Below are 13,600 nucleotides of genomic sequence, written 5' to 3'. Positions count from 1 at the left end.
TGTAAATTTCGGGTAAAGTGAAGTCAATGAAACGCGCTGAAGTAATCCGCGACTATGGCGGCATCAGTGCCGCCGAGCGCCGAGCCGAGCGCCGCCGCAAACTGCTCGCGGCCGGACGCCAGATCTGGGGCGAATCCGGGGCGAACGAAGTATCCGTTCGTGGAGTGTGCAGCGCCGCCGGGCTGATCCCCCGTTACTTCTATGAGCAGTTTCCCAATCGAGAAGCGCTGCTGTTCGCCGTGTCGGACGGCGTCCGTGACGAGTTACTCGAAACTCTGGTGGAGGCGGGTGTAGGTGATCCCACCGTGCTCGACGACCAACTACGGGCAGCGGCGGTCACCTTCCTCGGAAAAGTCGCCGCCGACCCGCACATCTACCACATCGCCTCCGGCGACGTGAGCGGCATCGAGGGACTACCCGAACACCGAAAGCAGATCCTGGGCATGGTCGCCGAACTCGTGATTCAACACTCTCCGGGGATAATCGGCGCATATTCGCCCGATCCCGCGACGTTGCGTCGCGCCGCTCAGTTCGTTGTGGGTGGCCTCAGCCACCTCATCGAAACGTGGCTCGCCGGACCCCGAGAGGACACCATCGAGGTGGCGGCCATGTTGGCCGACCTGTCCGTCGCCGTGCTCCGCGCACTTGCTCCGGTGCCGCCGGTAGGCGAGAACGCTGCTAAGTAGCGAAGAAGTCCAGCAGCAGTTCATTGACAGTTGACGACTGCTCGATCTGCGGGCAATGACCCGCCGCTTCGACGACTACCGCGCGCGCCCCCTCGATCTGCTGGGCGATCTCGGCGGCCCAGCCTTGCGGCAGCAGTTTGTCGCCGCGTCCCTCGATGACAAGTGTCGGCACGTTTATCCGTTGATACGGCCGGGCACTCGACGGGGCGCCGAGTGATGCGGCATTGGGGCGGCGGAACCTGACCGCCGCCACCGACTCCCACGCGCCGGGTGCAATGCTCGACTCGTAGCGACGCCACACATAGTCTTCGTCGTCCAGGTAGCGGGTATCGAAGAACAGCGCCTCGACAATGTGCCGCATCGCCGGCAGCGTGGCGTCGTAACTCTGCAGCGCATCGAAGTGATGATTCTGCTGTATCGCCCCGCCGCCGCAGATGATCGCCATGCTGCGCACCGGAAGCAGGGGTGCATCCGAGGTCGTATCGGTGAGCAAGTTGATTGCGCCCATGGAGTTTCCGGCGAAGTGCGCCGACTCGACGCCGAGCACCTCGCAGAACCGGGCAACGTGCCGGATCCGCATCGCCCTGCTGTTGACGAAGTCGATGACCTTCGCCGAATGTCCGAACCCGAGCTGATCCGGGGCGAGTACCCGGTAGTGCTCCGCAAGCGTGCCGATGTTGTGTTCCCAACCCAGTTCCGCGCTGGCCCCGAACTCGCCCCCGTGCAGCAGCACCACCGGATCGCCTTCACCCGCTTCCAGATAACCCGTTACGAGGCCGTCGATCTCGACGGTTCTGCGGTGTATTTGCATCATTTGATCGCGATCGGGTTGACCGGGGAGCCCACTGCCCCAGTAATTCTCAGCGGCGGAGCGATGAGTTGGAACTCATACACTCCGTCGGAGGCGCAGTCGTCGGCCAGCGGCGTGAGATCCCAGTACTCGCCGAGCATCAGCCCCATGTCGCGCAGGCAGAGCAGGTGGAACGGCAGGAACAGGCCCTCGACACCGGATACCGGGTCCTCGACCTGAAGATTGTCGGCTGCCACAGCTGCGACTTCATGATCGTGCAACCACCGGGCGCAGCGCCAGTCCAGACCCGAGTACGGTTCCATTTTGTCGCCGGTCATGAGAAACCTTGTCCACCAGCCGGTTCGGATCAGGACGATGTCGCCGCTCTCGATCGTCACCCCCTGCGCCCGGACCACGTCATCCAGTTCCTCTGGAGTGATTGGGTTTCCGTGTTCGAGGAACACCTCGGCGCCGCGGTGGCGTACCAGGTCCAGCAGCACCCCGCGCGAGGTGATGCCCTTGACGTCCGTCTTGTCGATACCGCAGTGGAAGGCCCCCAAGCTGGTCACCGAGGCGGCCGGGAAGCCGTTGTAGAGCTTGTCTTCGTAGTAAACGTGGGACAACGCATCCCACTGGGTTGCGGCCTGTAAAGGCATGATGATCATGTCGTCGTTGAACCGGAACGGATTGTCGGCGAGATAGCTACTCAGTTGCGCAGCGGTCGGATTCTTCTCCCACCCCGGCCCGTACTCCAGCAGAGAGTTCGCGTCGCCGCCGTCGACGGTCATGACGTGAATGGGGTTGTGGCGGAAGCCGAATGCGCCTTGCGGGCCCGATGACCCGAAGTCCACCCCGAGGGGGAAAACCTTGCCGTGCCGGACCAGGCTCGCGGCCTGACGCACTTTCTCGGCGGTGATGAAGTTCAGGGTGCCGAGTTCGTCATCATCGCCCCAGCGTCCCCAGTTGCTCAAATCGTCTGCAGCCCGGCGAAAGTCGGCCATCGAAGCTAGGTTGCCGCCCATCAGTCCTCTCTTCTACTCGAGTTCACGGGCGATCGCAGCACCAACATTTCCGCCGTCGACCCACACCACCTGGCCCGAAATATAGCTGGCGGCATCGCTATTCAGAAACAACAACACCGAAGACTGTTCCGCTGGATCTGACACCCGACCCAGTGGCTTTGGTATGTCGTCGAGAAAAGCCGGTCCGTAGGCGGTTCGCAACTGGTCGAGGATCGGTGTTTCGGTGACTCCTGGGCCGGTGCAGTTGATCCGGATACCACGGGCGCCGAGATCGGAGACGCGCCGCATGGAGTAGAGAATGACGGCTTCCTTGGCCAGCTGATAACCGGTACCCAGCGCTTCGGGTCGACGTTCACACCATTCGATGCCGTCTTGCATGGTGGGGGTGGCCAACAGCGGTGCCACGTCCCGCAGGTGCTCGCGAAATGCCGCGGCCGCCAGCGATGAGACACTCACGATCGACGATCCGGTGGCCATGCTGGGGACCAGCGCCTCGGTGAGATGCCGCAGCCCGAGGAAGTTGATGGTGACGACCAGCAGCGGGTCACCAACGCCTGACGAGACTCCGGCAATGTTGAACAACGCATCGACCGGTCCTCCGATGGACGCGACTGCCTCGTCGATCGACGCCGAGTCGGACAGGTCAACCTGGTGAAAGTCGTTGATGTAGGTGCTGATCTCGGCGTCCGGTCGGCTCAAATCCAGTCCGACGACCTCCGCGCCGAGTTCGTTGAGCTGCTGCACCACCAGCGCGCCGATACCCGATGCACAGCCGGTGACGACGGCACGGCGGCCGTCATAGCGCCACAACTCGTCGATTCGCGCCAAGTCAGCCGGCCTTCGGTGTCACTTGGCTCGGCCTTCAACCGCGTCGTCCTTCAACCGCTGAGCCGCCTGCACCCGACCCTCGTTGATCTCGGCCATAGCCTCGGGAATCTCACTGGCGGTGAAATTGCCGCCACGACCGGTCGGCAGGCCGCCGAACGAGTAGTGCTCGTCGAACGGCGGAGTCGTCGATTCCCGCCGGCGCGCCTCGACCTTCTCGATCACCGGTGCCAGCCTGGTGGCCTTCTCGGCCACCTGCTTCGCATCACGTTCGATAAATTCAGGCAGCACCTCTTTGCCCATCAGCTCGATCGACTCCATGGTGCCCTCGTGGCTGCGCGGGTTGAGCAACAGGATGATTTCGTCCACACCGCTCTCCTCGTAGCCGCGCAGGAACTCCCGGACCGTGGCCGGGGAACCGATCGCACCACGGCCCGGACCGTACGCCAAAGTCGGATCCTTCTCGACCTCCTCGAGGTAGCGTTCCCACACTCCGGTTCGCCCGGGAGTGTGCACACCGGTCATGTAGTAGTGCATGATGCCGAACGAGAAGAAGCCGCCGCCCTGGCCCAGACGCTGCAGGGCCTGCTCGTCGGTCTTGGCGACCATCATCGACAGGTCGCCGCCGATGGCCAGGATGTTCGGATTGATCGCCGGGGTGATCGGAACGCCGTTCTCCTCGAATTCCTTGTAGTAGCCGTTGACCCGCTCGGTCAGCGGACCCGGACCGGTGTAAGCGAAACTCAAAGCGCCGATTGCCTTTTGGGCTGCCATCTGCACACTGGCGGGCCGGGTGCAGGCGACCCATACCGGCGGGTGCGGCTTCTGCAGCGGCTTGGGGATGACATTGCGGGCGGGCATCTCGATGTGGTTGCCCTTGAAGCCCGAGAAGGGCTCCTCGATCATGCACCGGATCGAGACCTCGAGCGCTTCTTCCCATTGCGCACGCTTGTCTGCCGGGTCGATGTTGAATCCCCCGAGTTCACCCACTGACGACGATTCACCGGTACCGAATTCGACTCGACCATTGGAGATCAGGTCAAGGGTGGCAATGCGCTCGGCCACCCGCGCCGGGTGGTTGACTGCCGGCGGCAGGTGCATGATGCCGAAGCCCAATCGGATGTTCTTGGTGCGCTGGCTCGCCGCTGCCAAGAACATTTCCGGTGCGGTGGAGTGGCAGTACTCCTCGAGGAAGTGATGTTCGGTGAGCCACACGGTGGAGAATCCGGCCTTGTCTGCCGCCTCGACCTCGTCGAGGCAGTCCTGCAGCATCTGGCGCTCGTCGTCGGGAACCCAGGGACGTGGTAGCGCGAATTCGTAGAACAATGAGATCTTCATGATTACCTCCTAGGAGAATCCTGGGTCTGACTAGCGCTTGCTGTGACCGTTTGCGCGGCAAGATGTTTCGCGGCGACGAAGCCGAACGTCATGGCCGGCCCGATGGTCGCCCCCGCACCGGCATAGCTGCGTCCCATCACCGCCGCGGACGTGTTGCCCACCGCATAGAGTCCGCGCACCACGGTGTCGTCGCTTCGGAGCACCCGGGCGAATTCGTCGGTGCGCAAGCCACCCGATGTGCCCAGATCCCCCAACACGATTCGGAACGCGTAGTAGGGCGGTTTGCCCAGCGGGTACAGATTGGGATTCGGCAGGGTCGGATCGCCGTAGTAGTTGTCGTACACACTGTCACCACGGTTGAAATCGTCGTCATGACCGCTGTGTGCGAGTTGGTTGAACCGGGTGGCGGTCGCCCGAAGGTGTGGTGCCGGAACGTCGATCTTGGCGGCCAGTTCCTCCCACGTCGACGCGGCCTTGACGACCCCCGATTCCAGCCAGGCCGTCGGGACCTTGCGTCCGGTCGGCACCGGCGCCGCCGGGACCTTCGGTATCGGCAGATGACCGCCGACAACGTAACGGTTGAAGGACCGATGGTCGGTGATCAGCCAACACGGGATATGCGTGACACCGGACTTCTGGCCATCGATCATGGCGTGCCCGAAGTCCATGTAGGGCGCCGCCTCATTGATGAACCGCCTGCCATCGCCGTTGACGATGAACTGCGCGGGCATCATCCGCTCGTTGAGCATGAATTGCATTCGCCCGTCGGGCCACTGGATGGCGGGAAACCACCATGCCTCGTCCAGCAGATCTGCGGCGGCTCCCAACTTCTGACCGGCGCGGATACCGTCACCTGTAGCCGCTGGGTTGCCGAAGCTCCAGTCTTGATCCACTACGGGTTGATGCTCTTTGCGCCAGGCCATGTCGTGGTCGAAGCCGCCGGACGCCAGGATCACGCCGCGCCGGGCGCCGATCCGCTGCCGCTTGCCGCTGCGCTCCAGTACCGCCCCGATCACTGATCCGTCCGGCCCGGTCAGAAGGTCGGCCATCGGTGCGTCCAGCCACAGCGGGATGCCGCTGTCGCGCATCGCCAGTCGCAACCGTGCCGCCAATGACTGCCCGATCGCCGCGATCCGCTCGCCGAACACCCGGGCCCGGACCATCCGCGAAATCAGCTTCACCAGGACGCCTTTGCCGGCCCAGGATTGCCTGATCCGATAGAAAGATCGTAGTTCCATGGGCCCCAGCCAGATTCCCTTGGGCGCCAGCGCCAGCGGGTGCAGCAGGTACTGCTCGTCGTCACCTAGTTTGCGCAGGTCGATGGGCGGCACATTGATGGTGCTGCCGAGTTCGGAACCGCCGGCCAGCTCCGGGTAGTAGTCCGCATAGCCTGGCTTCCAGACGAATTCGAGCCACGGGCTCAGCTCTTCGAGGAACTCCAGCATCTGCGGCGCGGAGTCGACGTATTGGCGAATCCGTGCGTCGCTGACGAGGCCCTGGGTGATCTGCTTGAGGTAATCGACCACTTCGTCGGGCGGTGGCGAGTAGCCCGCCCTGCGCTGTGCGGGCGCGCCCGGGACCCAGATGCCGCCGCCCGACAGCGCCGTGGAACCGCCGAACTGACTGGACTTTTCGACGACCAGCGCGTCGAGTCCACACGCGTTGGCGGTCAACGCGGCGGTCATGCCGCCGCCACCGGAGCCCACCACCAGCACGTCGACCATGTAGTCGAAGTCCCCGGACTCGAAACCAACCAAGTCGGTCATCCGGTCGACACCGCCGTCCGGATGGCGAAGCCGGCGATCAGTTCGGGGGCGTGCTTGTAGTAGCGCACCGTGGTCCGATACGACCCCGCCGTCGCCAACGCCGCGAAAGCCGCTACCCAGGTGCGTACCTCATGGGCGGAACTGCCGCCCTCGCTGGTCACAAAGGAGTTCGACCACTGGTCGAAGTCCGCCAGGTGGCCGCTGTCGATGATGTCGAGGAAACGGTGGTCCCAGGCCGGGTTGAGTGGCTGCAGGTCACTGTCACCGCCGGCGAAGCTCCGTGCCGCTTCGATGACCTGCGTCTGTCGGGCTTGCCGCTGCTCGGTACTCATCGGCAGGCCGTGCACGATCCGTTGCAGCACCGCCGGTGCTGCCGCGGCCAGCGTCGGCACCGGCGGACTGTGTGAAAGGCCGCCGGAGCCGATCACCAGCACCCTTTCATCCAGCGTGGCAAGGAAATTACCCACTGCCGTGCCCAGGGCTCGACAACGGCGCATCGGGCCCAGCGGAGCCGCGATTGCATTGATGAAGATCGGTACGAGTGGGCGCGAGGTGGCCGTGCCCAACAGCTTTTCCAGCGGCTGAACCGTGCCGTGGTCCACATCCATGCTCGTCGAGACGGCGAGGTCGACACCCTCGGCGAGGACTGCCTTCGCACAGTCCTCGGCAATGTCTGCGGCTACGTCGAGGGGTCCGGCATGGGTGCCGTAGTCACCAACTCCGTTGGCCTGCATGCCGATACAGAACTGCGGCATCACCCGGTAGAAGAATCCGTTGTAATGATCCGGCGAGAAGATGACGACGAGTTCGGGGTCGTACTCGGAGACGAATTCGCGTGCCTGCGCGATCGCCGCGTCGACTTCGTCAAGCAGATTCTGCGGTGGCCCCGGTAGATTCAGTAGCGGGCTGTGGGACATACAGCAAAGAGCCAGCGGCACTGTCGAATTCACCCCCTCCCGGCGTGAGCGTCAGAGCATCGATGATGGCGCTGCTCCACTCCGGCGAACGCTGGGCTATGCACGCCCCGGCGATGCAACGGTCCGGACGCAGGAACACCACCGATTCCGGATGGGTATCGAACCAGGCTTTCAATCCCCCGGTGCGATCGCCGACGACGACGACATCGGGATCGTCCTGACCCGTCCAGCCCAGCTGAGTCAGCGGGCGTAACGCAATGAAGCGGGCGCCCAGGGCTTTCCACTTCGCGAACGCCTGCTCGCCGAGTATCTTGCGCGGGTTGTTGTTCCAGCACAGCACCGCGAACCAGGTGCCCAGCACGTCATCGAGCAGAACGTTCTGTTCGGTGCGGGTGTCTACCCGGGGTTGGACGAACAGCGTGCCCGCCGGTGAGCCGGACTGGGGTTCGGTTCCCAGTGAATGGACGACCGCACCCTGGTCGTAGCGCGGCATCGGCTTGAACCGCATCTCCAGCACATACCGCTTGAGCGACGGCACAATCGACGCCGAACGGATCAGCGCGTCCCGCGCGGTCGCGACCCTGCGGTTCGTCGGCGAGATGACGCGACCCACCATTGTCGACAAGTCGATCATTGCCCGCGCATGCTTACGCCGCTCGACGTCGTAGCTGTCCAGTAGCGCATCCCCGGCCTGTCCGGTGACCACCGCCGCGAGCTTCCAGCCCAGGTTGGCCGCGTCGCGGATGCCGCTGTTGTACCCCTGCCCCTGCCACACCGGCATCAGGTGTGCCGCATCGCCGGCCAGCAGCATCCGACCGCTGCGGAACGCCCCGGCGATCCGCGAATGATGGGTGTAAACCCGGCGGCGGATCACTTCGACGCGATCGGGGTGCGGCACCATCCGCGCCAGCATTCGCCGTAGAAACGCCGGATCCTCGGCCTGTTCATCGGACTCGTCGGCGTGAATCATGAACTCGAAGCGGCGAATTCCGTGCGCGATCGAGATCGAGGCGTACGGGCGTTCCGGGTCGGCTCCGACTTCGCTGTTCGGGTGTCCCAATGGATCGTTGGCGATGTCGACGACCAGCCACCGGGTGGGTGAGGTGGTGCCGTCGAAGGACACGTCCATCATTCCGCGGGTCTGACTGCGACCGCCGTCGCAGCCGACGACATATCGGGCCCGCACGGTCGAGGTGCCGCCCTCACCACCGAGTTCGACGGTGACCCCGTCGGCGTCCTGAGCGCAGGTGATCATCGGACGGTTCCACCGCACCTGCACGTGATCGAATCTGTCCAGACCACGCAATAATTCGGCGTCGACCAAGGGTTGCACGAATCCGTTGCGCTTGGGCCAACCGAATCGCGCGTCGGGGGGTGCCATTTCGGCGAGCACTCGACGTTTGGCGTCATAGAAGCGCAGGATCTGGTTCGGGACGGTGTGCGGAAGAACGTTGTCCACCAGGCCGACCGACTGAAACGTGCGCAGCGACTCGTCATCCAGGCCGACCCCGCGCGGATAGTCGATCAGCGTCGAGCGTTCCTCGGCCACCAGTGTTCGGATGCCTTGCAGACCAAGGATATTGGCAAGAGTCAACCCGACCGGGCCGGCGCCGACGATCAAGACATCGACCGCGCTTGTGCCGTTGCCGCTTACCGCCTGACCGGTATCGACCATCAGCGCTCCAGCAGGAAGTCGAGATGTAGACGATTGAACGTTTTGGCGTCCTCGTACTGCGGCCAGTGGCCACAGCCCGGCATCACCTCGAATCGCGCACCGGGGATCATCGAGGCGATACGGCGCCCTTCCGTTACGTCCGCGGTGGGATCGTCGCTGGTCCACAGCACCAGTGTGGGCGCGACGATTGCCCCGTATTCGTCCGGCCCCAGCAGGTTTCGAGAGCGAATGTCGGGGTCTTGCAACGCCATGATGTCGCTCATTGCCGCGGCGAACTCAGGTTGCCGGTAGATCCGTTGCCGACTGGCCACCAAATCGTCGTAGTCCTTGGACTTGTCGGCCATCAACCATTTGATGCGCGCCTGGACCGTGTCCCAGGCCGGGTCTTCGGCGGCAGCCATCGACAGGGTGATGATCCGCTTCATCACGGCGGGATCGGCCTGAGAACCACCCGCGGTGTTGAGCACCAGGCGCTCGATGACCTCGGGGTGATCGATGGCCGCCCGAGCGGCGACCCAACCGCCCAGCGACTCACCACTGAGCTTGATGCGATCGACGCCGATGGCGCGCACCACCGCCATCAAATGCTCTACGTAGTGCCCGATCTCGAGCGGGTGCCCCGGTTTGTCGGTGTAGCCGTGGCCCAGCATGTCGATCGACCAGGTCCAGAAGTGCTCGGCGTGCGAGGCCAGGTTGCGGACGTAGGCCTCGGCATGTCCCCCGGAGCCGTGCAGCAAAATCAGCACCGGCTGATCTGCGGCACCGGCCCGAAGGTAGCGGGTCCGCACGCCCGCAGCGTTGAGGTAGCCCTGCTCGAACGACACACCCTGCAGGTCGCTCCACACGCTTTCGAACTCGGCCACGGTCCCTTCCAGCGGAAATCTTGTTCTCGTTTTTGAAGCATCTTGTGTGCTAATATCGCACACTGATGTGCGTTATATATAGAGCTTGGCTCTCGCCCAACGGTCTGTCAAGGGCATGACGGGTTCGCAGACGCTGGCCAGGGGCCTCACCGCGCTGCAGACGGTCGCGGGTTCCGCGGCCGGACTCACCATGCAAGAGGTGGCTGATCAGGTCGGTGTGCACCGGACCATCGCATACCGGTTGCTGACTACGCTGGCTCAGTACCGGCTGGTCTCCAAGGGCGACGACGGCCGTTACCGACCGGCGGCCGGCCTCGCGACGCTCGGCGCGTCGTTCGACCAGAACGTGCGCCAACTCTGCCTGCCCACCCTGCGTTCCCTGGCTGACGAGTTGGGCACCACCGTGTCGCTGCTGGTCGCCGAGGGCGACGAGCAGGTGGCGATTGCGGTGATCGTGCCGACGCAGGTCGCTTATCAGCTCGCCTTCCACGAGGGCAGCCGATATCCGCTGGATCGTGGCGCGGCCGGCATCGCCCTGCTGGCGAGCATGCCCCCGCGTCCCGGGGAGCGGGACCTGGTCACCGCCGCACGCCAATGCGGCTGGGTCACCACCCATGGCGAGATCGAACCGAACACCTACGGTCTGGCCGTGGCCGTCCGCCGGCCAGTGCCGTCGCCTCCGACGTGCATCAACCTCATCTCGCACCGCGAGGAAGTGGTGATGCGAGGCAAAGAAGCTGTTATCCGTGCCGCAGAGCGGTTGTCCGCACTGCTGAGCTGAAGGGACTCCAGGCATGCCGAAGGGCCGGAAACGTTGGCCGAAGCAAAAGCGCGACTGGGATCACGAGTATGACGTGGTGGTGCTCGGCAGCGGCGCCGCCGGGCTGACCGCAGCGTTGTCGGCGGCTGCCGCGGGCGCCACGGTACAGGTGTTCGAGAAGTCCGAGACCGTCGGCGGCACCACCGCGGTATCTGGCGGAATCGCCTGGATTCCGGCGCACACCCGTTGCACTGGAAGAGAATTGACGGTCGACGATGCGCTGAAGTATCTACACGCGCAGTCATTCGGTTCGATGGACGATGCGATGGTGGAAACCTTCGTGCGAACCGGGCCGTCGATGCTCGACTTCGTGGAGGCGCACAGCGGACTCCGCTTCGAAGTGGCCGAGGGCTTCCCGGACTACCAGCCCGAACTGCCGGGGGGCCAACCGGCGGGAGGCCGGTCGCTGAGCGCCGCGCCATTCGATCTCGGCCAGATCGGCGACTGGGGCGCACGGATCACTGCGTTCCCGGCCGACTGGTCCAACGTCGGTTTCGATGCCGAAACCAGAGCAAGGTTGCACGCTGATGTGAGTCGCGCCGGTGAGCTCTGTGTGGCCGGCGCCGCGCTGATCGCAGGGTTACTCAAGGGCTTGCTGGACATCGGCGTCGCTCCGTGCACCAATGCACGGGCCACCGAACTGATCGTTGACGCCGGGGGCGTCGCCGGTGTCCGGATCGCCGGCCCCGAACAGACCATTGACGTGCGGGCCCGGCGCGGCGTCATATTGGGCACCGGCGGATTCGAATGGGACTCGGCTCTGGCGCAGGCCTTTTTGCGTGGCCCGATGCACGGTGCCGTGTCACCACCCAAGAACACCGGCGACGGTTTGCGCATGGCGATGGCGCTCGGCGCGGATCTGGCCAATATGGGCGAAGCCTGGTGGGTGCCCATTGTGCAGATTCCCGACGACACCATCGAAGGCAGACAACGCAGCCGAAGCGTACGCCTGGAACGCACCCGTCCTCGCAGCATTATCGTCAACCGGGCGGGGCGGCGGTTCGTCAACGAGGCGGGCGAGTACAACTCGATGGCGGGCGCCTTCCACTACCTCGACCCTCGCGGTGGCTACGTCAACGACCGGGCGTGGATGGTTTTCGACTCAATCCACTTGAACAGCTACGGTTTTCTCGGCATAGCGCCCGGCGATCCGGTACCCGACTGGTTCTGTGAATCCGCCGACCTCAACGAGTTGGCCGACAGGACCGGCATCGACGCCGCCGGACTGGCGCGCACCATCGAACACTGGAACCGCAACGTCGCTGAGGGCGCAGACCCCGATTTCGGCCGCGGTTCCAGCGCCTACGACGGCTATTGGGGCGACGACCGCGCCACCACGCTGGCCGGAAAAACGTTGGGACCCCTCGATACCGCCCCCTTCTACGCGGTTCCGATCGGTGTGGGTTCGATGGGCACCAAGGGCGGCCCACGAACCGACGCCGACGGCCGCGTCCTGCACGTCAGTGGCCAACCGATACCCGGCCTCTTCGCCGCCGGCAACGCGATGGCCGGTGCGACCGGCCGAGCCTACGGCGGAGCAGGCGGAACCATCGGTCCGGCAATGGTTTTCGGGTTCCGAGCCGGCGTGGCCGCGGCCACCGGCAAGTCCGTCACGACTTGAGCGGCACTTCCACACAGACATGGGTGCCGGTGGGTGCATCCAGGAAGATGAAGGTGCCGCCGGCCGCATCAACGCGGGTGCGGTGCGAAGCCAGGCCGATATGCCCCTCCCCCAACCGGCGCGCCATGGTCTCGCCGTTGACGCCGACACCGTCGTCAACCACAGTCAAAATACATGCGCCATCGGTGATCCCGAGAGACACCGACGCATGGGCGGCCCGCGAATGATGCACCACGTTGGAGAGCAACTCGCGAACCACCCCGAACACGATGGGGTCGATCTCATTTCGAACGGTGTAGTCGATGTCGGTGTCGACCTCGATGCCCGACCGCTTGGCGGTGAACCCGGCCAACTGCTCCACCGCGGCCCCTAATCCGACCTGCTCGAGGACTGCCGGATGCAGCTCAAAAGTCGCCTGCCGCAACCGTTCCGAGGCACTTTGCAACCCGGCCAGTGCACGTTGCACGCGCTCGTCCTCGGGGGCATCGAGCTGCAGCTCGATCAGCTCCTGGCGCACGGCGAGGACGTCCTGCAACGGCCCGTCGTGAATGGATTCCGAGATGCGCCGCTGCAGCTCTTCCGACGCCGTCATCGTCTGGGCCAGTAGTTCCTCCCGCAGCGCGCTCAACCCGGCGACAGAATGTGCGTGCCGCTCCTCGATGCGCACCACCACCAACGCCGTGCCGCACAGGAATGCGTACATTGCGAAACGGAAGACGGCTTCGGGCCAGCCGATCATTTCCACCATCACCGGGTCTTGGACCACCGCCAACGCGAACCCGACGAGGGTGAAGGCCAGCACCACCCCCGCCCGCCGCGTCGACACATCCAGACCCACCAGCACGGGTAGCAAGGTCATGATCAGCAGCGGATAGATGCCGTCGGTGGAGAGCAGTTGATAGCCCGTCAGCGCGACGACGTCGATGGCAGTGAAGGCAAACGGCTCGAACCCGCGCATATCGACCAACGAGCCCAATCCCACTCGCAGCCGCAGCGGAGTGAACGCCAGGGCCACCGAACACAGAGCGGCACCCAGGTAGAGGCCGAGCAAGACGCTTTGCTGCATCCACTCCGAGCGTTCGGTGCCGATGAGCATGGCGGCGACCATCATCATTACGACGCCGATCCGCAACACCGAAGCAATTCGATAAGAGCGCAGCCGATGGATCCCGCGCACCCGGTCCAGTTCCACGTCGCTGGTCGACACACCGAATACCGTACTGATGCGTGCGTGCGTTGCGGCGATTACTGCAGGTCGTTCACGGCTAAACCGCTAC

Annotated in this window: 12 protein-coding genes; 3 read left to right on the top strand and 9 right to left on the bottom strand. The window is 64.5% G+C overall.

The window, feature by feature from the left end:
• Window positions 1–26 precede the first annotated feature (26 nt).
• Complete coding sequence (locus ACZY1I_RS07560; protein WP_463753736.1) at window positions 27–686, top strand: TetR/AcrR family transcriptional regulator; 660 nt, start codon at window positions 27–29, stop codon at window positions 684–686.
• Here ACZY1I_RS07560 and ACZY1I_RS07555 read toward each other — a convergent pair.
• Genes ACZY1I_RS07555 through ACZY1I_RS07520 form a run of 8 tightly spaced genes read right to left on the bottom strand, consistent with a single transcriptional unit; the run spans window position 679 to window position 9,882 of the window.
• A complete protein-coding gene (locus ACZY1I_RS07555) occupies window positions 679–1,497 on the bottom strand; it encodes an alpha/beta fold hydrolase (RefSeq protein ID WP_463754334.1) in 819 nt (272 codons plus the stop codon). The two genes, ACZY1I_RS07560 and ACZY1I_RS07555, sit on opposite strands and share 8 nt — an antisense overlap.
• Window positions 1,497–2,477: a cyclase family protein gene (locus ACZY1I_RS07550; RefSeq protein WP_463753735.1), complete on the bottom strand. Its 981-nt coding sequence runs from the start codon at window positions 2,475–2,477 to the stop codon at window positions 1,497–1,499. The genes ACZY1I_RS07555 and ACZY1I_RS07550 overlap by 1 nt, the downstream gene beginning before the upstream one ends.
• Before the next feature lie 33 nt (window positions 2,478–2,510).
• Window positions 2,511–3,326, bottom strand: coding sequence for a coniferyl-alcohol dehydrogenase (locus ACZY1I_RS07545; RefSeq protein ID WP_463753734.1), 816 nt, complete (start codon window positions 3,324–3,326; stop codon window positions 2,511–2,513).
• An 18-nt stretch (window positions 3,327–3,344) separates the two neighbouring features.
• Window positions 3,345–4,661 (bottom strand): LLM class flavin-dependent oxidoreductase, encoded by a 1,317-nt coding sequence (locus ACZY1I_RS07540; RefSeq protein WP_463753733.1) that lies wholly within the window; start codon window positions 4,659–4,661, stop codon window positions 3,345–3,347.
• Window positions 4,662–4,663: 2 nt separating this feature from the next.
• The gene (locus ACZY1I_RS07535; RefSeq protein ID WP_463753732.1) at window positions 4,664–6,427 is read right to left on the bottom strand and encodes an FAD-binding protein; all 1,764 of its coding nucleotides are present in this window, start codon (window positions 6,425–6,427) and stop codon (window positions 4,664–4,666) included.
• Entirely contained in the window at window positions 6,424–7,344 is a 921-nt protein-coding gene (locus ACZY1I_RS07530; RefSeq protein WP_463753731.1) for a 3-carboxyethylcatechol 2,3-dioxygenase, read from the bottom strand. The genes ACZY1I_RS07535 and ACZY1I_RS07530 overlap by 4 nt, the downstream gene beginning before the upstream one ends.
• Window positions 7,292–9,019: a bifunctional 3-(3-hydroxy-phenyl)propionate/3-hydroxycinnamic acid hydroxylase gene (locus ACZY1I_RS07525; RefSeq protein WP_463753730.1), complete on the bottom strand. Its 1,728-nt coding sequence runs from the start codon at window positions 9,017–9,019 to the stop codon at window positions 7,292–7,294. Before ACZY1I_RS07525 ends, ACZY1I_RS07530 begins: the two co-directional genes overlap by 53 nt.
• Entirely contained in the window at window positions 9,019–9,882 is an 864-nt protein-coding gene (locus tag ACZY1I_RS07520; RefSeq protein WP_463753729.1) for an alpha/beta fold hydrolase, read from the bottom strand. The genes ACZY1I_RS07525 and ACZY1I_RS07520 overlap by 1 nt, the downstream gene beginning before the upstream one ends.
• A gap of 115 nt (window positions 9,883–9,997) precedes the next feature.
• Here ACZY1I_RS07520 and ACZY1I_RS07515 point away from each other — a divergent pair, with 115 nt between their 5' ends.
• Window positions 9,998–10,663: an IclR family transcriptional regulator gene (locus ACZY1I_RS07515; RefSeq protein ID WP_463753728.1), complete on the top strand. Its 666-nt coding sequence runs from the start codon at window positions 9,998–10,000 to the stop codon at window positions 10,661–10,663.
• Between the two features lie 13 nt (window positions 10,664–10,676).
• Window positions 10,677–12,323, top strand: coding sequence for an FAD-dependent oxidoreductase (locus ACZY1I_RS07510; RefSeq protein WP_463753727.1), 1,647 nt, complete (start codon window positions 10,677–10,679; stop codon window positions 12,321–12,323).
• Here the strand turns inward: ACZY1I_RS07510 and ACZY1I_RS07505 are convergent.
• On the bottom strand, window positions 12,313–13,530 hold the full coding sequence (locus ACZY1I_RS07505) for a sensor histidine kinase (RefSeq protein WP_463753725.1): 1,218 nt from the start codon (window positions 13,528–13,530) through the stop codon (window positions 12,313–12,315). The two genes, ACZY1I_RS07510 and ACZY1I_RS07505, sit on opposite strands and share 11 nt — an antisense overlap.
• Window positions 13,531–13,600 lie beyond the last annotated feature (70 nt).

The sequence above is a fragment of the Mycobacterium sp. IDUB_37 genome, from assembly GCF_055419245.1.
Note: the sequence above shows the minus strand (reverse complement) of the source record. Positions and strands in the feature narration are given on the sequence as shown.

Coding starts and splice junctions, on each gene's coding strand:
- ACZY1I_RS07560 (WP_463753736.1), top strand. CDS start 27: ATGAAACGCGCTGAAGTAATCCGCGACTATGGCGGCATCAGTGCCGCC.
- ACZY1I_RS07555 (WP_463754334.1), bottom strand. CDS start 1,497: ATGCAAATACACCGCAGAACCGTCGAGATCGACGGCCTCGTAACGGGT.
- ACZY1I_RS07550 (WP_463753735.1), bottom strand. CDS start 2,477: ATGGCCGACTTTCGCCGGGCTGCAGACGATTTGAGCAACTGGGGACGC.
- ACZY1I_RS07540 (WP_463753733.1), bottom strand. CDS start 4,661: ATGAAGATCTCATTGTTCTACGAATTCGCGCTACCACGTCCCTGGGTT.
- ACZY1I_RS07535 (WP_463753732.1), bottom strand. CDS start 6,427: ATGACCGACTTGGTTGGTTTCGAGTCCGGGGACTTCGACTACATGGTC.
- ACZY1I_RS07530 (WP_463753731.1), bottom strand. CDS start 7,344: ATGTCCCACAGCCCGCTACTGAATCTACCGGGGCCACCGCAGAATCTG.
- ACZY1I_RS07525 (WP_463753730.1), bottom strand. CDS start 9,019: ATGGTCGATACCGGTCAGGCGGTAAGCGGCAACGGCACAAGCGCGGTC.
- ACZY1I_RS07515 (WP_463753728.1), top strand. CDS start 9,998: ATGACGGGTTCGCAGACGCTGGCCAGGGGCCTCACCGCGCTGCAGACG.
- ACZY1I_RS07510 (WP_463753727.1), top strand. CDS start 10,677: ATGCCGAAGGGCCGGAAACGTTGGCCGAAGCAAAAGCGCGACTGGGAT.